The 22,111-nt window shown below is 75.1% G+C and carries 22 protein-coding genes and 1 pseudogene; 9 read left to right on the top strand and 14 right to left on the bottom strand.

The annotated features are described in order from the left end of the window. The first annotated feature begins 10 nt into the window (after positions 1–10). The 5 genes from ACFY2K_RS14040 (at position 11) to ACFY2K_RS14020 (ending at position 4,327) form a co-directional block, all read left to right on the top strand. Positions 11–562, top strand: a complete 552-nt coding sequence (locus tag ACFY2K_RS14040) for a PadR family transcriptional regulator (protein WP_380526090.1) — start codon at positions 11–13, stop codon at positions 560–562. A gap of 236 nt (positions 563–798) precedes the next feature. Next, positions 799–1,674, top strand: coding sequence for a class I SAM-dependent methyltransferase (locus ACFY2K_RS14035; protein ID WP_380526092.1), 876 nt, complete (start codon positions 799–801; stop codon positions 1,672–1,674). Between the two features lie 414 nt (positions 1,675–2,088). Then, positions 2,089–2,973 (top strand): oxaloacetate decarboxylase, encoded by an 885-nt coding sequence (locus ACFY2K_RS14030; protein ID WP_380526094.1) that lies wholly within the window; start codon positions 2,089–2,091, stop codon positions 2,971–2,973. Then, a complete protein-coding gene (locus tag ACFY2K_RS14025) occupies positions 2,970–3,287 on the top strand; it encodes a hypothetical protein (RefSeq protein ID WP_380526096.1) in 318 nt (105 codons plus the stop codon). Before ACFY2K_RS14030 ends, ACFY2K_RS14025 begins: the two co-directional genes overlap by 4 nt. Continuing rightward, complete coding sequence (locus ACFY2K_RS14020) at positions 3,284–4,327, top strand: bile acid:sodium symporter family protein (RefSeq protein ID WP_387711460.1); 1,044 nt, start codon at positions 3,284–3,286, stop codon at positions 4,325–4,327. The genes ACFY2K_RS14025 and ACFY2K_RS14020 overlap by 4 nt, the downstream gene beginning before the upstream one ends. Here the strand turns inward: ACFY2K_RS14020 and ACFY2K_RS14015 are convergent. The 5 genes from ACFY2K_RS14015 to ACFY2K_RS13995 all read right to left on the bottom strand — a co-directional run bounded on the left by ACFY2K_RS14015 (position 4,293) and on the right by ACFY2K_RS13995 (position 9,164). Continuing rightward, positions 4,293–4,766, bottom strand: a complete 474-nt coding sequence (locus tag ACFY2K_RS14015) for a hypothetical protein (protein ID WP_380526100.1) — start codon at positions 4,764–4,766, stop codon at positions 4,293–4,295. The genes ACFY2K_RS14020 and ACFY2K_RS14015 overlap by 35 nt on opposite strands. A gap of 69 nt (positions 4,767–4,835) precedes the next feature. Beyond that, the gene (locus ACFY2K_RS14010; RefSeq protein ID WP_380526102.1) at positions 4,836–5,678 is read right to left on the bottom strand and encodes a hypothetical protein; all 843 of its coding nucleotides are present in this window, start codon (positions 5,676–5,678) and stop codon (positions 4,836–4,838) included. Continuing rightward, positions 5,675–7,465, bottom strand: coding sequence for a GMC family oxidoreductase (locus ACFY2K_RS14005; RefSeq protein ID WP_387711458.1), 1,791 nt, complete (start codon positions 7,463–7,465; stop codon positions 5,675–5,677). The genes ACFY2K_RS14010 and ACFY2K_RS14005 overlap by 4 nt, the downstream gene beginning before the upstream one ends. After that, positions 7,462–7,905, bottom strand: a complete 444-nt coding sequence (locus ACFY2K_RS14000; protein WP_387711456.1) for a hypothetical protein — start codon at positions 7,903–7,905, stop codon at positions 7,462–7,464. Before ACFY2K_RS14000 ends, ACFY2K_RS14005 begins: the two co-directional genes overlap by 4 nt. Positions 7,906–8,117: 212 nt before the next feature. After that, the gene (locus ACFY2K_RS13995) at positions 8,118–9,164 is read right to left on the bottom strand and encodes a TIGR03617 family F420-dependent LLM class oxidoreductase (protein WP_387711454.1); all 1,047 of its coding nucleotides are present in this window, start codon (positions 9,162–9,164) and stop codon (positions 8,118–8,120) included. 222 nt (positions 9,165–9,386) lie between these two features. Between ACFY2K_RS13995 and ACFY2K_RS13990 the strand changes: the two genes are divergently transcribed. Continuing rightward, complete coding sequence (locus ACFY2K_RS13990; protein WP_387711452.1) at positions 9,387–10,877, top strand: carboxylesterase/lipase family protein; 1,491 nt, start codon at positions 9,387–9,389, stop codon at positions 10,875–10,877. Positions 10,878–10,923: 46 nt separating this feature from the next. Here ACFY2K_RS13990 and ACFY2K_RS13985 read toward each other — a convergent pair whose 3' ends face one another. After that, positions 10,924–12,162 (bottom strand): styrene monooxygenase/indole monooxygenase family protein, encoded by a 1,239-nt coding sequence (locus ACFY2K_RS13985; protein WP_387711451.1) that lies wholly within the window; start codon positions 12,160–12,162, stop codon positions 10,924–10,926. A 299-nt stretch (positions 12,163–12,461) separates the two neighbouring features. Between ACFY2K_RS13985 and argJ the strand changes: the two genes are divergently transcribed. After that, a complete protein-coding gene (gene argJ, locus ACFY2K_RS13980) occupies positions 12,462–13,616 on the top strand; it encodes a bifunctional glutamate N-acetyltransferase/amino-acid acetyltransferase ArgJ (protein WP_380526115.1) in 1,155 nt (384 codons plus the stop codon). 72 nt (positions 13,617–13,688) lie between these two features. Here the strand turns inward: argJ and ACFY2K_RS13975 are convergent, their stop codons facing one another. The 5 genes from ACFY2K_RS13975 to ACFY2K_RS13955 all read right to left on the bottom strand — a co-directional run bounded on the left by ACFY2K_RS13975 (position 13,689) and on the right by ACFY2K_RS13955 (position 17,792). Beyond that, entirely contained in the window at positions 13,689–14,441 is a 753-nt protein-coding gene (locus ACFY2K_RS13975; protein ID WP_380526117.1) for a thioesterase II family protein, read from the bottom strand. 132 nt (positions 14,442–14,573) lie between these two features. After that, positions 14,574–15,815, bottom strand: a complete 1,242-nt coding sequence (locus ACFY2K_RS13970; protein WP_387711448.1) for a serpin family protein — start codon at positions 15,813–15,815, stop codon at positions 14,574–14,576. 119 nt (positions 15,816–15,934) lie between these two features. After that, on the bottom strand, positions 15,935–16,477 hold the full coding sequence (locus ACFY2K_RS13965; protein WP_380589343.1) for a GNAT family N-acetyltransferase: 543 nt from the start codon (positions 16,475–16,477) through the stop codon (positions 15,935–15,937). A 42-nt stretch (positions 16,478–16,519) separates the two neighbouring features. Beyond that, positions 16,520–17,095 carry an O-methyltransferase gene (locus tag ACFY2K_RS13960; RefSeq protein WP_387711446.1) on the bottom strand — a complete coding sequence of 192 codons (576 nt, stop codon included), beginning with the start codon at positions 17,093–17,095 and terminating at the stop codon, positions 16,520–16,522. 28 nt (positions 17,096–17,123) lie between these two features. Further along, a complete protein-coding gene (locus tag ACFY2K_RS13955) occupies positions 17,124–17,792 on the bottom strand; it encodes an AAA family ATPase (protein ID WP_387711444.1) in 669 nt (222 codons plus the stop codon). A gap of 145 nt (positions 17,793–17,937) precedes the next feature. On the opposite strand from ACFY2K_RS13955, the gene ACFY2K_RS13950 reads away from it, so the two are divergent. Both ACFY2K_RS13950 and ACFY2K_RS13945 read left to right on the top strand, forming a co-directional pair. Beyond that, positions 17,938–19,482 (top strand): AMP-binding protein, encoded by a 1,545-nt coding sequence (locus ACFY2K_RS13950; RefSeq protein WP_380589334.1) that lies wholly within the window; start codon positions 17,938–17,940, stop codon positions 19,480–19,482. A gap of 150 nt (positions 19,483–19,632) precedes the next feature. After that, entirely contained in the window at positions 19,633–19,815 is a 183-nt protein-coding gene (locus ACFY2K_RS13945) for a hypothetical protein (protein ID WP_380399440.1), read from the top strand. A gap of 12 nt (positions 19,816–19,827) precedes the next feature. Here ACFY2K_RS13945 and ACFY2K_RS13940 read toward each other — a convergent pair whose 3' ends face one another. From ACFY2K_RS13940 to ACFY2K_RS13930, 3 genes and pseudogenes are all read right to left on the bottom strand, one after another. After that, positions 19,828–20,817 carry an ABC transporter ATP-binding protein gene (locus ACFY2K_RS13940; protein ID WP_380526129.1) on the bottom strand — a complete coding sequence of 330 codons (990 nt, stop codon included), beginning with the start codon at positions 20,815–20,817 and terminating at the stop codon, positions 19,828–19,830. Beyond that, the gene (locus tag ACFY2K_RS13935) at positions 20,814–20,951 is read right to left on the bottom strand and encodes a hypothetical protein (protein WP_387711441.1); all 138 of its coding nucleotides are present in this window, start codon (positions 20,949–20,951) and stop codon (positions 20,814–20,816) included. The genes ACFY2K_RS13940 and ACFY2K_RS13935 overlap by 4 nt, the downstream gene beginning before the upstream one ends. Then, positions 20,948–22,111: pseudogene (locus ACFY2K_RS13930) on the bottom strand (hypothetical protein); the annotation flags it as partial. The pseudogene ACFY2K_RS13930 and the gene ACFY2K_RS13935, both read right to left, overlap by 4 nt.

The following is a 22,111-nucleotide window of genomic DNA, read 5'->3' as shown; positions in this document are numbered from 1 at the left end:
GGCTCCGACCGTGCTGACCCTCGCGATCCTCGGCTTCCTGTACGACCAGCCCCTGCACGGCTACGAACTCAAGTCCCGGATCACCGGGCTGGCCGGTCACGTCCGTCCGGTCAGCGACGGCGCGCTCTACCCCGCGATCACCCGGCTGGAGAAGGCCGCCCTGCTGCACCGCCGCACCGAACCCGGCAGCGGCGCCGCACCGCGCCAGACCCTGGAACTCTCCCCGGAGGGCCGGGTGGAGCTGCTGCGGCGACTGGCCGACCCCGAACAGGCCGAGATCACCGACCAGATCCGCTTCTTCACCCTCGCCGCCTTCCTCCACCACCTGGCCGACCCGGACCGGCAGGCCGCCGTGCTCCGGCGCCGACTGGACTTCCTGGAGGCGCCGAGCAGCTTCTTCTACGACGGGGACGGCCGACCGGTCACCGCCGAGCGGGAGCCGAACCCGTTCCGGCGCGGCATGCTGCTGGTCGCCCGGGCCTCCGGCGCCGCCGAGCGCGCCTGGCTGACCGAGACCATCGCCGGGCTGGAGGGCGCCGCGGGCGCCGCCGGTCCGCGGTGACCCCCTGACAGCGCCTCACCGCGAACCGGTGGCGCCCGAACCGCCCGGGCGCCCCAAGGGGCGCGGACCAGCGGCCCGAACGGCACGTCGAACGGCCCCGCCCCGGCGCGGAACCACGCCCTCCGAACCCGCCCCGGGGCAGCCCGGGCGTGGCTATGATGGCCTGCCTCACGACCACGGCGACCCTCCGCCGGCGTGATCCACCACCGCGCCCCGCCCGCCCCCTGGAGGCAGCCGTGCCCAGTGAAGAGACCGCAGCCACCGGCCCCGCCCCGCTCCGGCGGGACGACATCCCGGGCTGGTTCTTCGGCCTGGACCGGGCCGCGTTCTCCCATCTGCTGTCCGCCCAGACGGCCGCCGGGGTCAGCGGGGACATCCTGGAGCTGGGCAGCTACCTCGGCCGCAGCGCCGTCCTGCTCGGGGACCACCTCCGGCCGGGCGAGCGGCTGACCGTCTGCGACCTCTTCGACTCCGAGGCCTCCGACGCGGAGAACGCCGCCGAGATGTCCATGTCCTACCGCAAGACCCTCACCCGCAGCGCCTTCGAGTCCAACTACCTCGCCTTCCACGCCGAGTTGCCCGAGATCGTCCAGGCCCCCACCTCGGTGCTGGCCGACGGCCGGATCCCGGCGGGCAGCTGCCGCTTCGTCCACGTCGACGCCTCGCACCTGTACGAGCACGTCAGCGGGGACATCCTGGTGGCCCGGGCCGCGCTCGCCGAGGACGGTCTGATCTCGCTGGACGACTACCGCTCGGAGCACACCCCGGGCGTCTCGGCCGCCGTCTGGGAGGCCGTCTTCACCGGCGGACTCCAGCCGGTGCTGCTCACCCCGATGAAGTTCTACGGCACCTGGGGGGACGCCGCCGCCGCCCGCCGGACCCTGCTGGCCCGCGACTGGCGGGCCGAGGACTACGCCGTCGACGAGGACAGCATCGCCGGCCACCAGGTCCTCCGCCTCAACTACCAGGTCAAGACGCCCGCCCAGCTCCAGCGCTCGGCCTCCCGCCGGATCGCCCTGGACCTCCTCCCCCCGGTCGCCACCCGCGCCACCCGCCGGGTCCTGCGCACCCTGCGCGAACGCCGCGCCGTGCGCCCCACCCCGAGCGCCTGACCCCACCGGAGCAGCCCCGGCCCCGGCCCCGCTCCGGCGCGATCCCGACAGATCCGACGCGCCCCCGGACACCGTCCCGGGGGCCCGCCGGAGCCCCACCAGCACCTCCGCCACCACCGCCGTCGCAGCGACCGCTGCGGCGGCGGTCCGCGTTGCGGCGCCGCTCCGCGCCGTTGAGCGGGCCGTGGCACCGCCGTCACCCGGCCGTCATCCCGGACTCGTATCGAACTCAGATCAGACCCGGAATGTTTACTTCATATGACTGACGCATTGTCGAAAATTCGTTCACTCACATGGGTGAATCTCTATTAAAGGTTTGCCCATGGACCTTTAAAGACCGCATAGTGATGGCACCTCGATTTGGTCTTGAGAAAGCCAAGTTCAGGCAAAATCCTTGCGAGTCAGGAGAGACCCATGTTCCACGCTTCCACCTCCGCGGGCCCCGGGCAGCGGCTCCGCGCGGCGATCGCGGACCAGGGCACCACGCCCCTGATCGGCGTCCACGACATGTACTCGGCCTCCATCGCGGCCGAGCACTACGACGGCATGTTCGTCTCCGGCTTCGGCTTCGCCGCCTCGTACTACGGCCTGCCGGACATCGGCTTCATCGCCTGGCCCGACATGGTCGCCTTCGTCGAACGGCTGCGCGGCGCGTTCCCCACGCACCACCTGCTGGTCGACATCGACGACGGCTACGTCGATCCCGAGGTCGCCTGCCACGTGGTGCGCCGGCTGGAGGCCATCGGCGCCTCCGGCGTGATCCTGGAGGACCAGAAGCGCCCGCGCCGCTGCGGGCACGCCGACGGCAAGCAGGTCCTCCCGCTGGAGGAGTACCTGACGAAGCTCGAACTCGTCCTCGCCGACCGCACCGACCTCCTGGTGGTCGCCCGCACCGACGCCACCGAGGAGGCGGACATCCTGCGCCGCGCCCGCGCGCTCGCCGAGACGGACGCCGACGTGGTCCTGGTGGACGGCGTGCGCAGCGAGGAGTGGATCCGCCGGATCCGCAAGGAGGTCGGCGACAAGCCCCTGCTGTTCAACCAGATCGCGGGCGGCAAGTCCCCCCGGCTGTCCCTCACCGAGCTCACCGAGCTCGGGGTGGATGTCGCGATCTACAGCACGCCGTGCCTGTTCGCGGCCCACCGGGCGATCGACGAGGCGCTCACCGGCCTCAAGAGCGCCGACGGGCGCCTGCCCTCCCAGGCCGAGCTGGCCAAGCCGGTCGGCGTGCGGGAGTCCACCGAACTGCTGGAGCGCAACATCACGCGCTCCCGGCGGCTCGCGGACGTGACGGCTTGAGCCCCGGGCCGCGCCGGCCCGCCCCGTCCTCGGCGGCCGCCGCGCTGCGGGCCACCGTCCTGGGGCTGACCGGGGCGTGCGCCCTGCTCGCGGTCGGCGCGGCCCCGGCCGCCGCGGGCGGCAGCCTGATCACGGTCGTCGACAACTCGCACGCCGACTCCTGGCTGGAGGTCGACCGCACGGCCAACCTCCAACAGGGCGGCGGCTCGGCGGGCAGCGACCACGACGGCGCCGGGTCCCTGGTCGGGGGCCTGGCCGGAAGCCTGACCGGGGGCCCGGCCGGCAGCCCGGTCGGCGGCGGAGCCGGGCCGTGACGGCCCGCGCCCAACGCCCGTCGTGGTGGCGCAGGTTCGACCCGTACCTGCTGGCGCTGGCGGGCACGGTGGGCCTGGCCGCGCTGTTCCCGGCCTCCGGCGCCGGGGCCCGGTTCGCCGCGACGGCCTGCGACCTCGCCGTGGCCCTGCTGTTCTTCCTCTACGGCGCCCGGCTGTCCACCCGGGAGACCTTGGCCGGGCTGCGCCACCTGAGACTGCACGGCCTGGTGCTCGCCGCCACCTTCGGTCTCTTCCCGCTGCTCGGCCTGGCCACCGCGCTGCTGACGCCGGTTCCGCTGACCGAACAGCTGCAGGCCGGGGTGCTGTTCCTCTGCCTGGTGCCGTCCACGGTGCAGTCCTCGGTGGCGCTGACCGGCGCCGCCGGGGGCGACGTCCCGGCGGCGATCTGCGCGGGGACGTACTCCAGCCTGGCCGGGCTGGTGCTCACCCCGCTGCTGGTCGCCGGACTGCTCGGCTCGCACGCCGGGCTGTCGGCGGACGGGCTGCTGCGGATCGGGCTCCAGCTGCTGGCGCCGTTCCTGCTGGGGCAGGTGTTGCGGCCGTGGATCGGCGGCCTGGTGGCCCGTCACAAACGGCTGCTGACCCCGGTGGACCGCGGCTCGATCCTGCTGGTCGTCTACACGGCGTTCAGCGCGGCGGTGGCCCAGGGCATCTGGCACCAGGCGACGCCGTTCGCCCTGCTCGGCATGGTCGTGGTGCTGCTGGCGCTGCTCGCCGCCACCCTGGCGGCCACCGGGCTCGGGGCGCGCGGGCTGGGGCTGGACCGCCCGGCCGCGATCGCGGCGATGCTGTGCGGTTCGCAGAAGAGCCTGGCCAACGGGCTGCCGATGGCCACCGTGCTGTTCGGGTCGGAGGCGGGGGTGATGGTGCTGCCGCTGATGGCCTACCACCAGCTCCAACTGGTGGTCGGCACCGTCCTGGCCGGGCGCTGGGCCGCCCGGGCACCCGAGCCGGCCGCGACCGGCGGGCAGCCCGCGGCCGAACTCAGCCCGGCGGGCGGGCCGCCAGCGCACGGCTGATCCCCCGGCGGAGCCGGCTGGAGGCACCGGGCAGGTGCCCCAGCCGGCTCAGCCGTTCCTCCGTCACCCCCGGCCGCCGGGCCAGCAGCAGCACCGCGGCGTACGGCCGCTCGCCCTCCCGCAGCCGCTCGGCCACCAGCTCGACCACCCCGTCCAGGGCCTCGCCGGTGAGCTCTGGGCGGGCGGCTAACAACCGCAGCAGGCAGTTGTCGTCCCAACTGTCGTGCCGCCGGGGTGCGAGGGCGACCAGCACATCGACGGGCGCAGCGGAGTTACGGGCGATCTCGTGCCAGACGAAGGAGTACTCGCACCGGGCCAGCACGCGCAGCACCCCGGGCTGGGCGGTCCGTCGGGCCAGCCGCAGGTAGGCCCCGGGCTCGTGCAGGTGGTCGAGCGCCTCGAAGTCGCTCAGCCCGTCGATCTCGTGGGTGTCGTCCATGTCGGACGCGAGACTAGCGGGGCCCGTCCTCCTCGGCGACGCGGTTTCACTCCGGAGAGGGGCGCGCCGTCACCGGACGTAGTAGGCGCGGTGGTGGGCGGCCACCGGCGCGGACTGGTAGGTCCAGACACCGGCCGCCGGGGCCTCGCCGATCAGCTGGGCGAGGTCGCGGGCGGCCTCCTCGGCCGGGTTGCCGAGGTCGAGCCGGACCCGGTCGGCGGTGCGGTCGTCCAGGGCGTAGTAGCGGTACGGCTGGTGGACGTTGAGCGGTCCGGCGAGCAGTCGGCCCTCGTCGTCGGTGCCGTAGCCGGTGATCGGGGTGTTGTTCACCGGCTCGGGGGTGAGGCCGACCAGGTCGACGTCCAGGGCGAGGATCTCCTCCTGGTGGCGGCGCAGCCCCTCCGGACCGAGTTCGCCCCGGCGGCAGGAGATGCTCCACCGTTCGCGCACGGCGGCCGCGTTGAGGGAGGGCAGGGTGGTCTCGAACCAGCCGGGGTGCTTGGGTTCGGCGTACAGCCGGCGCCCGGCGTCGATGGCGAGCGGGTTGTCGCACAGCACGTGCAGCCGGGCGATGCCGAGCAGCTTGGTCTGGTCGTAACCCCGGGCGTACTGGCCGTAGTTGACCACCGGGATGCGGTCCTCGGCGAACACCGGGTGGGCGATCAGGTTGATCTCCAGCTCCTCGGTGATGCCGCCGCCGTTCGGGTACTGGGCGAAGTACAGCTGGTAGTTGAGCGAGACGCAGGCCCCGCCGTCGAAGGTCGCGGCGCTCAGCCCGGGGTGGCGCTTGTCGAGCAGCCGGCGGGCCCGCTCCGGGTCCACCAGGTAGTCGACGCCGATGTTGTGCAGCGCGCCGTAGTGGAAGGGCAGGTGGTACGGCTCCGGGACGGGCGGCAGCGGCAGGCCGGTCATGAGGGCTCCGAGATCGAGGGGGGTACGGGCGTGCGGGGCGGGGAGAGGGCGGCCGGCCGCCGCAGCTCCAGCAGGTCCTGGTGCATCCGCTCGGCGCTGCGCAGCGCGAGGGCGGCCATGGTGAGCGAGGGGTTGGAGGTGCCGAGCGAGGGCATCGAGCCGCAGCCGACGGCGTACAGGTTGGGGTGGTCCCAGCAGCGCTGCCACTGGTCGACCACGGAGTTGCCGGGGGAATCGCCCATCAGGTGGGTGCCGCCGGCGTGGCCGGCTCCCCGGTAGCCGTGGACGGCGCCGCGGTGCTCCAGCCGGCCGGGCCAGCCCGCGCCCGGGTAGGCGGTGTGGTCCTCGGCGCCCAGCAGGGCGAAGAGCTGGTCGGAGACGGCCCGGGCGGAGGCCATGCCCTCGCGGACGTAGCCGTCCAGGTCGTAGTGGATCGCGGGGGCGGGCAGGCCGAGCGGGTCGCGCCGCTGCGGGTCGAGGGTGACCCGGTTGGCCGGGTCGGCGGGCTGCTCCAGTTCGAACTGGAGCGAGAACTGCCGCCCGAGCCGGTCACCGAGGCGTTCGCGCAGCTCCTTGCCGCGCAGCCCGGCGGCGAGCAGCGCGGCGGCCTCGGTCGCCGGGTCGCCGCCGGCCCAGGACCAGCCCCAGTTGCCGATCTCGATCCGGAACGGCGCCCGGTGCCGGCGGGCCCCGCCGAAGCGGAAGGCCTCCAGTCCGCTGGTGGAGCCGGGCCCCCGGTAGGGGCCGACCTGGCCGGGCATCAGCCCCCAGGTGAGCAGCGCGGGGTGGTCCATCAGGTTCCGGCCGACCTGGTCGCTGCGGTTGGCCAGGCCGGACAGCAGCAGCAGCCGGGCGTTCTCGATCGCGTGCGCGGCGATCACCACCAGGTCGGCGGTCACCCGGTGCGCCGTGCCGCCGGCCAGGTACTCGACCCCGGTGGCCCGTCCGGTCCCCGGGTCGGCGAGCACCCGGCTGACCACGGCCTCGGTGCGCAGTTCGACGGCGGGCGCCCAGCGGGCCTGGGTGCGCAGCGGGGTGTACTTGGCGCCGCCCGGGCAGGCGGGGACGCAGCTCGCGCTCCCGGCGCAGGGCGCGCCGTGGCCGGTGCCGGGCCGGGTGGGCAGGCCGTTGCGGGCGTGCGGGGTGCGGGTGACGGCGAGCCGGGCCGGGTCGGTCATGGCGGGGTCGCGCACCGTCCGGCCGTCGAGGGCGCGGGCCAGCTGCCGGTCGAGGTGGCTGGCCGGGATCGCCCGCATCGGGTAGGCGTAGCCCGCGGGGAGGGGCAGGCCGACGGCGCGGCGCTGTTCCTCGGCGTCGGCGGCGACGCCGAGTTCCTGTTCGGCGTCGCGGTAGTGGGGTTCCAGGTCGTGGTAGCCGATCGGCCAGCTGCGGCCGTGGCCGAGGTCGCCGGTGCGGAAGTCCTCGGGGTGCATGCGCGGGGTGAGGCCGGTCCAGAGCAGTCCGGTGCCGCCGTTGGCGCGCAGGTAGCCGCTGGCGTAGGGCAGCGGGCCGTACTGGCGCAGGTGCCCGTCGGCGGTGTAGCCGCCGTCCGGGTGGCCGGTGAGGTCGGTGACGTCGGGTGAGGGGGCGTCGGGGTTGTGCGGGTAGGGCGAGGTGGGCGGGCCGCCGCCGGCCGCGCGGTGGGCGGCGGAGGTCTCGGCGCTGCCCGGTGCGGGCCGGCCGGCTTCCAGGACGAGGACCCGCCATCCCCGGGCGCCGAGGCGCTGGGCGACCAGGCTGCCGGCGAAGCCGGCCCCGACCACGACGGCGTCCCAGTGGGCGCTCACTGCTGCTCACCTCCGGACGACGCGCCGCCGAACGGGGCGCTGCCGGACGCGGCAGTGCTGGACGCGGCACTACCGGACGGGGCACTGCCGGACGGGGCCTCGGCCCAGCTGCCGTACCCGGGGGCGGCGGCGCCGGGCGGGCTGCCCCGGAAGGTCCGCCAGACCAGTCCGTGGTCGTGGGCGCGGGTGGAGCTCGGGGCCTCGCCGGGCCAGGCACCGACGTACCAGAGGTGGACCAGGGCGTGCTCGTCCCGGACCCGGTGGGCCAGGGTGGTGCGGTGGTGCTCGTCGGCCATGCCGGTGGCGCGGAGTTCGGGGACGTCGAAGCCGGTGAGTTCGGCGCTGACGCGCAGGAACTCGTCGAGGTCGGCGAGTTCGTCCTCCTCGGCGGGCCCCCAGGGCCCGTACGGGTCGTCGGCTGCGGTGCGATCGTCGGACACGGACACGCGGGCACCCCCGGGATCGTCGGCGGACGGCCAGGAGCGGATGGCCAAGACATGACAGGCCGCTGCCCACCGGGCACGGTCCGCCTGCTCAGCGTGATCCTCCCTCCCGGGCGGACCACCGAGGGCGGCTTGCCCGAATGTGACGCATCTTGATCAGTTCACGACCGATCACCATCCCTGTACGGCAGTTCCTGGACAGTTTCCGCTCAGCCCAGCGCGCGCACCGCCGCCAGCACGTCCAGGCCGAGCGCCGGATCCGCGTCCTCGGGCAGGTTGACGGACAGCCGGGTGACCAGCCCCGCGTACCGGCGGTGGATCTCCCGGGCGGCCTCCTCGACCGTGCCGGAGACCGCGAAGGCGTCGAACACCTCGTCGGAGACCAGCGCCGTCATCTCGGCCCAGCGCCCGCGCACCGAGTGGGTGTGCAGCTCCTCCTGCAACCCCTCCCAGCCGTGCTGCGCCAGCACCGGGCGGTAGGCCGGGGTGGAGGCGTAGAAGGCCAGCCGCTCGCGCACCCCCGCCCGGTTGGCCGCCAGCTCCTCCTCGGTCCGGCCGGTGGCGGTGAGCACATTGCCGACCGTCTCGAACGGCCGCCCGGTCCACTCCGCCCCCTCGGCCTCCGCCCGTGCCCGCGCCTCGACCAGCCCGGGCAGTACCTGCTCGGTCAGGTAGGCGGTGGAGGAGAACGGGTGCGCGAGGAAGCCGTCCGCCACCGCCCCGGCGGTGCGGGTCATCAGCGGCCCGACGCCCGCGAGCAGGATCCGGGGCACCCCGGAGGGGACCGGGTCGGGCGAGAACACCGGCGTCATCACCGTGTGGGTGTAGAACTCGCCCCGGAACCGCAGCCGTTCACCGGTCTGCCAGCTGTGCCAGATCGCCCGCACCGCGTGCACGTACTCCCGCATCCGGACGGCCGGCCGGTCCCAGGGCATCCCGAAGCGCTTCTCGATGTGCGGCTTGACCTGCGAGCCCAGCCCGATGACGGCCCGACCGCCGGAGGCCGCGTGCAGCCCCCAGGCCTGGTAGGCCAGCGTCATCGGGGTGCGGGCGAAGGCCACCGCGATGCCGGTGGCCAGCTCGATCGACGCGGTGCGGTCGGCCGCGCGGGCGAGCTGCAGGAACGGGTCGTACGCGGTCTCGGCGACCACCAGCCGGTCCATGCCCCGGCGTTCGGCCTGTTCGGCGGCGTCGAGGATGCCGGCCGGGTGCCCGGAGGCGGTGGCGTCGAGGCGGAGGGAGGCGGGTCGGTCCATGCGGGTGCTCCTGGTCGCGGGGCTTGCGTCGTGCGGGGCTGGTGCGGTGGGGACGGCGGTGGTCCGGTGCCGTGCGGCGGCGGTACCCGCCCAGCCTGCCACGCCGTCACGGGCCGGCCGGACCTCCTCCCCGTACAGCGCCCCCGGGACGTACCCGGCGCCCATCCGGCTGATGTACAACTGACCGACAACGCTGGAGGCATTCCGAGGGAGGAGCGTCCCGTGCTCGTGCAGCCCGTCGCCCGCACCACCGCAGGAGCCGTCCGCGGCTTCGTGGACCGCGGCCTCGCCGCCTTCCGCGGCATCCCCTACGGCCGGCCCCCGGTCGGCCCGCTCCGCTTCGCCGCCCCCGTACCGCCCGAGCCCTGGGACGGCGTCCGCGAGGCCGTCGCGTACGGCCCCGTCGTCCCCCAGTCCGGCCCCCTCCAGGCCGAACCGACCACCGGCACCGACTGGTTGACGCTCAACGTCTGCACCCCGCACCCGGACTCGGCCGGGCTGCCGGTGCTGGTCTGGCTGCACGGCGGCGGCTTCATCTCCGGCACCGCGGGCGACCCGCTGTACGACCAGACCGAGCTGGCCCGGGCCGGCCTGGTCGTGGTGACCGTCAACTACCGGGTGGGCGCCGAGGGTTTCGCCCTCCTCGACGGCGCCCCGGCCAACCGCGCCTTCCTCGACCAGATCGCGGCCCTGGAGTGGGTGCGGCACAACATCGCCGCGTTCGGCGGCGATCCCGCCCGGGTCACCGTCGCCGGCCAGTCGGCCGGGGCCTCCTCGGTGGCCGCGCTGCTGGCCGTGCCGCGGGCCCGCGGCCTGTTCCACCGGGCGATCGCCCACTCCGTCGGCGGCAACCTCGCCACCCCCGCGCTGGCCGCCGAGATCACCGCCGCCCTGGCGGAGCGGCTCGGCGCCGCCCCCACCGCGGCCGGCCTCGCCGGCATCGACCCCTGGCAGCTGGCCGAGGCCGTCACCGGGCTCGGCGCCGCCCTCCCCGGGCATCTCGCGCGCTGGGGCCGGCTCGCCCAGACCGGCGTCCCCACCGTGCCGGTGGTCGACGGCGAGCTCCTCACCGAGGAGCCCTGGACGGCACTGGCCGCCGGACGGGCCGAGGGCATCGAGCTGCTGGTCGGTCACGCCCGGGAGGAGTTCCGGCTGTTCGCCGTCCTGGCCGGCCGGCACGGCGCCTTCACCGAGGAGGACGCCCGCACCGCGCTGGCGCTGCTCGCCCCGCACCCGGGCGGCCCGGACGCCTACCGCGCCGCCTTCCCCGGCGCCACGCCCGACACCCTGGTCGGGGCCGTCTTCTCCGACGCGCTGTTCCGGATCCCCTCGCTCCACCTCGCCGAGGGCAACACGGCGGCCGGCGGCACCTCCCACCTCTTCCAACTCGCCTACCCGGCCCCGGCCCTGGGCGGGGCGTTCGGCGCCTGCCACGGCCTGGACGTCCCACTGGCCTTCGGCTCCCTGGACAGCCCGATGGGCCGGCACTTCCTCGGCGACCCGCCCGCCCCGGAGGCCGTCGCGGTCTCCCGGGAGCTCCAGCAGGCCTGGGTCCGCTTCGTCGGCACCGGCGACCCGGGCTGGGCCGCCCACGAGCCGGAGCAGCAGCTCACCCGGGTCCTCAGCGCCCGTTCGGAGACCGTCCGCTACCCGGACCAGGCCTCCCGCGGCATCTGGGCGCAGGGCGGTCCGACCCGCTTCGACCTGGTCTGACGCTCCCCCGGCCCGGGCGGGGTCCTCCCCCCGCCCGTATGGACGTTCAGCGCCCGACCGAGGCCAGGTACCCGGCGGTCAGCTCGGGCGTGGCCAGCCAGGCGGCGTGGTCGCTCGGCTCGGCGTAGGTGTTGGCCAGCCGACGGGCGACCTCCGGGTGCTCCGCCGCGCCCGCGAAGACGCCCTGGAGGTGGTCCGGCATGGTCAGCAGGGCCGTGGTGAAGTCGACGGCGTGGCGGGCGTGCCGCTGCCAGAACCCTTCGGCGGTGCGGCACATCCAGTCCGCGGTGAACGGGGCGTCGCCGTGCTCGCGGATCGCCCGCCGGTACGCCTGCGCCGCGCGGGCGGCGCCGTTGGCGCCCTGGCCGGTGATCGGGTCGTTGACCACCACCGCGTCGCCCACACCCAGCACGTGCACGGCGTCGACGCCCGAGCCCAGTTCGGCCACCGGCCGGCGGACGGTCGGGGTGACCGCACCCGACAGCCCGGCCCCGGCATCGGTGGGTTCGGCCTCCCGCCACAGCTCCGCCTCCCAGGGCAGGTGCTCGGCCAGCAGGGCGCGGATCCGGTCGAGGTGGACGTCGGGTGCGGGCCCGTCGCCGAACACGTCCAGCGGGCCGCCGGGCAGCGCCTCCCAGAGCAGGATGTCGCACGGGCCGGTACGGGTCAGGGCCGGCTGGAGGTAGAGCTCACCCAGGCCGGGCAGGGCGTGCATCCGGGCCCTGGGCCCGGCGGCCGGGTCGGGCGCCCCGACGCCGTGCGCGTAGAGGCAGGACAGGGCGCGCTGCGGCCGGTCGAACGGCGAGCGCCGGGGGTCGCGCTGGAAGATCCCGGCGAGCTCGCCGCGCCCGGTCGCGACCACGGTCAGCTGGTGCCGGCGGGCCAGTTCGTGCAGCCCGATTCGGTCCAGGGAGCGGTACTCGACCGAGCCTCCGCGCTCGGCGAACAGCTCCAGCCAGCGGGACAGTTTGATCCGCTGGTCGACGGACCGGGCCGGCTCGTCGAGGGTCATGGTGAACTCCAGCGCGCGGACGCCCGGCGGCACCACCAGCGCCGCGTCCACCGAGTGCACCGCCGGGGCCTCGGCCGCCCACAGGTCCAGCCCGGCCGCCGCCTCGATCCGCAGCGCCGGGCCGAACATCGCCTGGGTGGACAGCACCCGCCCGTCCCGCAGCTGGTCCGGGGTGCGCTCGGCGACCAGCGTCACCTCGCAGCCGTCGGCCAGCAGCCCGAGCGCGAGCTGGAGGCCGGCCTGGCCCGCTCCGACGACGGCGATCCGGCGCATGCGGCAGCCTCCCGGGCTCTGTCGACGATCCGTTGACGATCCGTTGACGGTCCATCAACCAGGCACAGTAGTCGAGCCGCCGGGCCACCGGCAGGGGCCGGACGCGACGGAACCCCGAGCCCTCTCCCGGGCCGCTCCGACCGTCGAACCCGTTCGCATAGTCATGCACTGAGATAACTCATTGACCACGCCGAAATGTTTGATGTATTCAGTTCTCCGCAAATCTATTCACCGACTCCGGGTTCGAGGCCGCCCACCGCGCCCCGCGCCGGGCCCACTCGGAGAGGGATCGATCCACCATGCAGCCCGTCGCACCCCGCGGCTTCCGCGCCGTCACGACCAACATGGGCCTCAAGGACGTCGAGGACGACTTCGCGGCCGTCGTCTCCGAAGTCCCCTGCCGGTCGGCCGCGGTGTTCACCCGCTCCCGCTTCGCCGGCCCCAGCGTCCTGCTCAGCCGCGGGGCGGCCGCCCTCGGGGCCTGTCGCGGGATGGTCGTGCTGTCCCGCAACGCCAACGTCGCCACCGGGCGCACCGGGGCGGACAACGCCGCCGAGGTGCGCGACCGGGTCGCCGGGATCGTCGGGATCCCCCCGGAGGAACTCGTCATCGCCTCCACCGGCGTGATCGGTCGCCCGTACCCCATGGACGGCATCCGCGCCGGGCTCTCCGCCCTGAACTGGCCCTTCCCGGCGGCCGATTACACCGCGGCGGCCAAGGCCATCATGACCACGGACACCCGCCACAAGGAGGTCCGGGTCCGCTGCGGCGACGCCGTCCTGGTCGGCATCGCCAAGGGCGTCGGCATGATCGAACCCGACATGGCGACCCTGCTGACCTTCTTCTTCACCGACGCCGACCTTCCCGCCGACCGGCTCGACACCCTGTTCCGGCGCGTCATGGACCGGACCTTCAACGCGCTCAGCATCGACACCGACACCTCCACCAGCGACACCGCGGCGCTCTTCGCCAACGGACTGGCCGGCCCGGTCGACCCGGCCGCCTTCGAACAGGCCCTGGACGAGTGCGCGTTGCACCTCGTACGGGAGATCGCCTCGGACGGCGAGGGCGCGTCCAAGCTGATCGAGGTCCGGGTGACCGGTGCCCGTGACGCCGCCCAGGCGAAGCGCGTCGGCAAGAGCGTGGTCAACTCCCCGCTGGTCAAGGCCGCCGTGCACGGGGCCGACCCGAACTGGGGCCGCATCACCATGGCCGTCGGCAAGCTCCGGGACGAGACCGACATCGACCCGGCCGCCGTCCGGATCGGCTTCGACGAGCTCCCGATGTACCCGGAGGAGCCGGGCGAGGCCCTGCTCGACCAGGCCCGCCGCTACCTCGGCGGCGACGAGGTGGTGATCCGGATCGACCTGGGCATCGCCGACGGCGCCTTCACCGTCTACGGCTGCGACCTCACCGAGGAGTACGTCCGGCTCAACTCCGCCTACACCACCTGACGCCCCGGCCCGGCCCCGCTCCCCCTCGGGACGGGGCCGGAACCAGGGCCGGGACAGGAACGCGACGTACCGTCAGCCCCGCAGGTGCGCGGTGAGCAGCCGCACCACGGCGTCGATCTGCTCCGCCAGGTAGAAGTGCCCGCCCGGGAAGACCCGCAGGCTGAACCCCCCGGTGGTGTGCCGCTCCCACTGGGCGACCTGCTCCACCGTGGCGTTGGCGTCGCTCTCCCCCACCAGGGCGGTGATCGGCTGCGGGACGACGGCGTCCGGCGCGGCGAGGTAGGTCTCGATGGCGGTGTAGTCGGCCCGCAGCGCCGGGAGGATCAGCTCGCGCAGGGCCGGCACGTCGAGGATCCGCTCGTCCGTACCGCCGAGCCGGACGATCTCCTCCAGCATGCCGTCGTCCGACCTCAGGTGCACCGCGCTGTCCCGGGGCAGCGACGGCGCGCGGCCGGCCGAGACGAACAGCCGCTCCGGCCCGGCCAGGCCGTCCCGGGCGAAGCGGCGGGTGACCTCGAAGGCGACCGCCGCGCCCATGCTGTGCCCGAAGAACACGACCGGGCGGTCCATCCAGCCGCGCAGCTCCTGGTAGACCTGCTCGGCGAGTTCCGGCACCGAGTCGATCGTCGGCTCCGCGTAGCGGTTCTGCCGGCCCGGGTACTGGACGGCCAGCACGTCGGCGTACGGCGCCAGCGCGTTGGTGTAGTCCATGTAGTAGCTGGCCGATCCGCCGGCGTGCGGGAAGATCACGATCCGGGCGGGAGCGAAGTCGGACGGGTTGAACCGGCGGAACCACGGGTTGTCGACGGCTGCGCTGCTGGGCATGCGGGGTGTGACCTCTCTCCGTGACGGACTCTGCTCACCCCAGTCTCGCAGTGCACCCGCGCCACCGGGGGCGGTTACGGTGGGCGACCCGGATTCCGGCGCTCCGGACACCGCGCCGACACCTGCCCGTCCTCACCAGTCCTCGTCCTCCTCCGACCAGTCCCCCCTGGGGTCCACGGCCGCGTCCGGTTCGGTCACCCAGCCCGCCGCCAGCACCAGCCGGGAGAGCCGGTGGACGGCGAGGAAGCCGAACGGGCCGCCGAACTCCACGCTGACGTGGCGCTGCAGGAACGGCGGCCGCGACACGGCCGCGGCGCCGCCCGCCATGATCCCGATCGCCGTCACCGCGGAAGCCCGGAACCCGCGGGCGCCGAAGGTCGCGGTGGCCTTCTGGCGCGCGCTGTCGGCGAACAGCGGCAGCCCGCCGACCTGGAGGCCGGGCAGCCGGTCCTCCGTCGCGGACGGGGTGCTGAGCGTCGTCAGCCCGAAGAGTTCCTTGCGGGCCAGCAGATCGTGGTCGGCCGCCACGGTGAACTGCGGGACGCCCACGGTCAGCAGGTCCTCCGGCTCGTACCGCGCCAGCGCCCCGACCGAGAGCCCGGGGCCGGTGGTGCCGACCGGCAACCGGTCGGCGGTGGTGCGGCGGTGGCGCTGCGAGAGCGACCCGATCCCGGCGGCCAGCACGCTGCCGGGATCGGCCGTCGGCTCGCCGAGCAGCAGGTGCACGGTGATGTCGCCGTACCCCAGCACCTGGAACTCGGTGACCGGGCCCGCGGGCGTCTCCAGCAGGGCTGCACGGTCCAGCAGGCGCGTCGCCCCGGTCAGGTAGCGGACGGGCCGGCCCCAGTCGTCCGTGTGGTTCCCGCCGATTCCCCCCAAGTCCTGGAACGGCCGGATCCAGTCCGTCCGCAGGGTGAGCGCCGAGGCCAGCACCAGCCGGCTGTCCGGGTTCAACCCGACCGGCATCTCGTCGATCGCTCCGTCGGTCTGCTCGCTCGCCCAGGCGTCCAGCAGCTTCTTGTCCTGCTCCGTGTCACCGCTCAACCGCCCGACCAGGTCCGCCGGGACGGAGGCCCGCCACTCCGGGCGCAGCCGCAGCCGGTCGTCGGTCCAGACCCCCAGCGCGGAGCGCACCGCGGGGATGTCCCGCAACAGGCCGAGCAGTTCGCGGGCGCGCTCGGCGGCGGCCGCGACCGGCACCCCGAGCGCCTGCGCCAACTCGCCTTGGACGGGGGCGCTTCCGGCCGGGGCCAGCAGCCCGAGCAGCGGCCAGACGCCGGCCGGCATCAGGACGGACCCCTGCCGCAGACCGGCCTCCCCGACCCAGCGCTCCCCCAACGCGTTCGCGGCCCGTACGGCCTCGGCCCTGCTCATCTGCTCCCCCGTGCTCGCTGGTTCCGGTGCGCGCAGACTCTAGGACCGTCGCACCGGGCGGGGCCAGCGGTTTTCCCGGCCGGGGCTCTCCGGTCAGGACTCCCGGTCAGAACTCCCGGTCAGGACTCCCGGCCCAGGTACCGCGCGCGGGTCAGTTCGTGGACCCGGACGGCGTTGCCGTTGCCGGGGACGGTGGTCTCCCGCTCGACCCGCAGACCGAGCTTGGCCATCACCCGCTCGGAGGCGGTGTTGCCGATCTGGGCGATGCTGACGACCCGCTCCAACCCGCAGTCCTCGAAGCCGAACCGCAGCGCCGCCGTCGCCGCCTCGGTGGCGATGCCCCGGCCCCAGAACGACCGGCCGAGCCGCCAGCCGATCTCGACGGCGGGCAGCACCTCGGGCAGGAACAGCGGCACCGCCAGGCCCGCGAACCCGGCGAGTTCGCCGGTCTCGCGCAGCTCCACCGCGAACAGGCCGAACCCCTCGTCCTCCCAGGCCCGTTCCCACCGCTCGACCGCCGCCCGGCTCAGCTCCGGGCCGAGGACGCGCCGGTCGCCGATCCACCGCATCACCTCGGGGTCCGCGTGCACCTCGGCCATCACCGGCACGTCGCTCTCGCGCCAGCGCCGCAGGACCAGCCGGGAGGTCTCGATCGTCACCATCCGCCCATCATCCCCCCGTTCGTCCCCGCCACCGGGCCGGGGTCAGGCCCGTCGCACCGCCAGCACGGCCGAACTGCCGGGCGTGGTCAGCACCTCGCTCGCCGCCAGCGCCGGATGCGTCAGGTAGTGCAGGCGCAGCCGGTCGACCTCACCGCCGTAGCGGGGCGGCCAGTGCGGCGAGGGCGTGAAGTCGTCCATCAGCAGCAGGCCGCCGGGGGCGAGCAGGTCGACCACGCGGTCGGGGTCGTCGCGTTTGCCGCCGCCGTCGCAGAAGAACACGTCGAACGGCGCGTGTTCCGCCAGCAGCCGCCAGTCCCCGTGCAGCACCCGCACCCGTTCGTCCCCCGCGAACAGCGCCGCGGCCTCCCGGGCCAGTCGCCCGTCCCGCTCGACCGTGACCAGCCGCCCGCCCGGCCCGAGCCCGCTGCGCAGCCAGGCCGTACCGACGCCCGCACCCGTGCCGCTCTCGGCGACCCTACCGCCCGGCTTGGCCGCCGCGGCGAACGCCAGCAGCCGGCCGACCTCCCGGGTGCAGCTCTTCCCGAACCCCAGCCGGGCGGCGCCCCGCTCGGCCGCCGCCACCCGCTCGGGAACGCCCCGTTCCCCGTCGTCCGCCATCCGCCACCCCTTCACCGGTTCCGGGCCATCATGCCGCCCGCCCGAAGGCGACCGTCTCCGCCCTCGACCGGGAGACGGCGTCCAGCAGCAGGACGGAGGCCGCCTCCGGGGTCGGCGGCGGTCCGCCGGACCGGGTGTGCCGGGTGAACGCCGCCGACAGCCGTGCCAGGCCCTGGTGGTGCCGGGCGAACACCCGGGCGGAGGCGTGCCGTCCGCGGGCCCGCTGGCCGTCGAGGGCGGTGGCGGCGCCGACGTCGAGCAGCACCAGGTGCAGTTCGCGGCCCTGCCGGCCGGCCTCCCGGGCGAGCCAGCGTCGCATCCAGGCGCGGCTGCCGCAGTCGTGCACCAGCAGCGGTCCACCGCGCCGCACCGAGCTCCGCAGCAGCCGGACGTGCTCCAGTCGCGCCCACGGCCGGTAGACGGCGTACGGCAGGCGCGCGGGCATCACCGCCTCGCAGGCCTCGTGCACCGTCCGCGGGTCCACCGTCGCGGCCCCGCCGCCGGCCGACCAGCGGCGCAGCAGCGTGCTCTTGCCGGCCCCGGGCAGGCCCGAGACCACCACCACGGCCCCGGCCGGGTACTCCACGACGAACCGCCCCCCGGCCGCACCCCGCAGGTCCAGCACCCCACGCGGCGCCAGCACCGCCGCCCCCGTCATCTCCGCCGTCCCCGTCGTCCCCGACTCGCCGCTGTCCACCGCTCCCCTGTTCCCTGTCCGATCGACCGCCGACCCTAACAAGCCGGGCGCCCGCACCGTCGTACGGAGCGGGCCCCACCCACCGGGCACCCGTGGTGGTGCCGCGCCCTAGACTGACGCCTCGTCAGACAGCGGAAGGGTGGGCATGACAGAGGCCGGCGGGACGTACACCGGGCTGGTGCTGGACGGACTCGCGCGGGATCCGGGGCGGACGGCCCTGTCCCGCGGCACCACGGCGCTGACCGCCCGGGAGTGCCTGGACGCGGTGTTCCGGACGGCCCGCGCGCTGGACCGGGCCGGGCTCGGGCGCGGGGACGGCGTCACCGTGCTCGCCGGGAACACCCCGGAGGCGGTGCTGGTCCGGCTGGCGGCCAACCTGCTGGGCTGCCGGGTGGCGATGCCCGGCCCGGACCTCCCGGTCGCCGACGTGGTGGCGCTGGCCGGGTTCGCCGAGACCGCGGCGCTGGTCTTCGACCCCCTCCGGTACGCCGCGGCGGCCGGGGCGGTGGCGCGGGCGCTGCCCGCCGCGGGGGTGTTCGCCCTCGGCCCGACGGCCTTCGGCACGGACCTCGTCGAGCTCGCCGCGGCCTGCTCCGCCGCCCCGCTGGAGCCGCGCTGCCGCCCCGAGGACGTGATGGCGATCCGGTTCACCAGTGGCACCACCGGCCGGCCGAAGGGCGTGCTGCGCCGCTTCGCCCGTCCGCCCCGGCCCGCGCTGCTGTCCGGGGCGTCCTTCCTGCTCTGCACCCCGCTCGCGCACGGCGGCGGCACGAGTGCGGACCTCGCCCTGGCGGCCGGGGGCACGGTGGTGCTGCAGGAGGGCTTCGCGGCCGAGGAGGTGCTCGCGGCCGTGGAGCGGCACCGGGTGTCCCGGGTGTACCTGCCGCCGCACCTGCTCTACCGGCTGCTGGACCACCCGTTGCTGGCCGGGACGGACACCGGCAGCCTGCGCCGGGTCGGCTACACCGGCTGTCCGCCCTCGCCGCGCCGGCTGGCGGAGGCGACCCGGCGGCTGGGCCGGGTGCTGCACCAGACGTACAGCCTGACGGAGTGCGGGCCGGTCTCCCGGCTGAGTCCGGACGAGCACCTGGACCCGAGGCTGCTGAGCACCGCCGGGCGCCCGTACCCGGACACCGGGGTGCGGATCCTGGACGAGGAGGGCGCGCCGCTGCCGCCGGGCCGGACCGGGGAGATCTGCGTCCGCACCCCGACCGCGATGGCCGGGTACTGGCGGGACCCGGAGCTGACCGCGCGGGTGCTGCGGGAGGGCTGGCTGCACACCGGGGACCTGGGCAGCCTGGACGCGGCGGGCTATCTGACGGTGGCGGGCCGACGGGACGCGATGGCCGTTGTCGAGGGGCACAATGTGTTCCCCCACCAGGTCGAGGAGCCGCTGCGCAGCCATCCGGACGTGCACGAGGCGGTGATGTTCACCAGCACCGACCCGGACCGCCTGGAGCGCGTCCACGCCGCCGTCGCGGTGGCTCCGCGCGCCCGGGTGACGGCGGACCAGCTGCGCCGCTGGGTCCGGGAGCGCGGGGACGCCCGGTGCGTCCCGGACACCGTCCTGCTGCTCCCCGCGATCCCGCTGACCGGGCTGGGCAAGCCCGACCTGCCGGCCCTGCGCACGCTGGCCGAGGAGCGGCGCGGGCGGACCGTCATCGCCACAGGGGCGCGCGAAACCATGTGACGCGCCCCTCCGGTGCTTCGAGCGCCCGCGTAGGCCACCTGTTGCGCACCAGCCGACGGGAAGAACCCCACGGTGGGCACTCGACCGTGCGGGCCGAGCTGCCGATACACCCCGGCGGCGCTCCCTCGCACCGCCCCCAGGAGGCACCCCTTGACCTGGCTACGCGTCCTGACCGCACTCGGCATCCTCGCCGCGGCGGCCGGTGCCCTGTTCCTCTTCGCCCGCTGCACCGCCCCCTCCCGGGGGGAGCGCACCGGCGGAGCCGCGCCACCCGACCTCCGGCAGGAGGCCGAGGGCAGCGGCCTCTTCCAGCGGACGGGCGGCGACGGCTGAGGAACCGCCCCCTCAGCTCCCCGCGAGGTCGTCCGGACGGACCTCGATGTGGTCGGCCGCGAGGTCGACCGCCACCCGGTGCTCCATGCCGAGCGACTCCAGGAACTTGACGGGCAGTTGGACCCGGCCGGCGCGGTCGAGCATCACGTACTCGCGCTCGCTGACCGACTCCTCGCCGTGCTCGTCCGTCACGGTGCGGCGCAGCACCTCGCTGCTGGTCCGCCCGTCCCGGATGGCCACCGTGCGGCGGACCTCGCCCGCGACCATCGGGTCGTGGGTGACGATCACGACGGTGGTGCCGAGCTCCCGATTGACGGTGCGGAAGGACTCGAAGATCACCCCCGCGGTCTCGGAGTCCAGCTCACCGGTCGGCTCGTCGGCGAGCAGCACCGGCGGGTTGTTGGCCATCGCCACCGCGATGGCGACCCGCTGCTGCTGGCCGCCGGAGAGCTCGTTGGGGCGCCGGTGGGCGAGTTCCCCGATCTCCAGGGCCTCCATCAGCTCGGCCACCCGGGCGGCCTGCTGCTTCGGGCCGGTCCCCCCGCTCCGGCGGCCGCGCAACTGCATCGGCAGGGCGATGTTCTCGGCCGCGGTCAGGAACGGCAGCAGGTTGCGGGCCGTCTGCTGCCAGATGAAGCCGACCACCTCGCGGCGGTAGCGCAGCCGTTCCTTGGCGGACATCTCCAGCAGGTCGCAGCCCGCGACGGTGGCGGTGCCCGCAGTCGGCACGTCGAGTCCGGCGAGGATGGTCAGCAGGGTCGACTTGCCACTGCCGGAGGCACCGACCAGGCCCACCAGGTCGCCCTGCTGGATGGTCAGTTCCAGACCCTGCAGCGCCTGGACCTCGATGCCCTCGGCGCTGAAGATCCGGACCAGCCGGTCGCAGACGATGGCCGAGCCCGCTCCGTAGGCCTTGGGCGAGGCGGCGGCCAGGGCCCGCTGCCGGAGCTCCTGGAGGCTGGGGGCCTCGACCGCCGGCCGCTCCTGGGGGGTGCTCTTCACGGCTGCTCTCCTGTCTCGACGGTCCGGTCGGCCCGGTCGGTGCGGTCTGTCTGTGCGGTCCGGTCGGTGCGCTCGGCCCGGCCGGTGCCGGTGGTTCCCACGGCGGCGGCGCGGGCCGCCCCTCGCGGCGTCATGCCTGTTCCCCGGCGCGGAGTTCGGTGGCGATCTGGCGTCGGCCGGCGATGAGGGTCTCCAGGACGATGCCGAGGCCGACCAGCAGGGCGAGGCCGGTGGTGGGCAGCAGGACGGGGAGCAGGACGGGGGTGATGGCGTCGCCGACCTTGGCGCCGACGAGGGTGGAGATGTCGAAGGCGCCGCCGAGCAGGGCGACGGCCGCGAGGGCGGCCAGGCCGCCGCCGACGGCGGCCGCGAGGGTCTGCGGCAGTGCCTCGGTGATGATCAGTGCGAGTCCTTGGCGGGGGCGCAGGCCCATGGTGCGCAGGCGGGCGAGGACGGCGGTGCGCTCGGGTGCGGCGCGGAACAGCGTCAGCAGGACGGCGAGCAGGGCGTAGCCGGCTCCGGCGGCGGCCGCGTACCAGAACAGCCGCTCGGCGGCGTGCTGCAACGGATCGTCGGCGAGCACGGTGACCGTCTCCGCGCTGCTGTGCACCGTGTACCCCACGGGCAGGCCGTGGGTGCCCTTGCCGGCGGCCGCGGCGTCGTCCGCGACCAGCTTGGCCAGACCCGTCGGCTGGGCGCCGCCGTTGTCCCGCAGGGTCGACCTGACCCGTTCGGGGTCGATGTCCCCGACGGCGAACCACTTGTTCACCCGCTTCGCGTCCGGCAGCCGCTCCCAGGCGGGACCGGCCGGAACCACGACGAAGGGCTTGCCCGGGTCCGGCAGGGCCGGGGTCGCGGCGACGGTCGCGACGACGCTCAGGCGCAGGGCGTTGCCGTTGGGCGTGCGCACCTGGGGCGGCCCGGCGGCCAGCCGCTTGGCCAGGTCGCGGCTGACCAGGGCGGGCACCGGGGTGTCCCGGCCGCCCGACGTGCCGGCCAGTTTCGCCCCGTCGAACTCGCCGACCCCGACCGTGCGGGAGATCTCGGCGTAGGCCGCCGGATCCACCACCACCAGGTAGGCCTCGGTGTAGTCCTGGTCGGCGCCGACGAAGCGGGCCTTGGGCTCGACCCACGCACCGGTGGAGGCGTGGACGCCGGGCAGGGCGTCGGCGGCCTTGGTGAAGGACTCGGTGAGGGTGGCGTAGTCGGGCAGGGAGACGCCGATGTCCCCGCCGGTGGCGATCCGCGCGGCCCGGGTGCGGACGTGGTCGACGGTGTCGAGCACGGTGGCACC

Origin of the sequence: Kitasatospora sp. NPDC001309, assembly GCF_042896295.1 — a bacterium.
Taxonomy (GTDB): Bacteria; Actinomycetota; Actinomycetes; order Streptomycetales; family Streptomycetaceae; genus Kitasatospora.
Note: the sequence above shows the minus strand (reverse complement) of the source record. Positions and strands in the feature narration are given on the sequence as shown.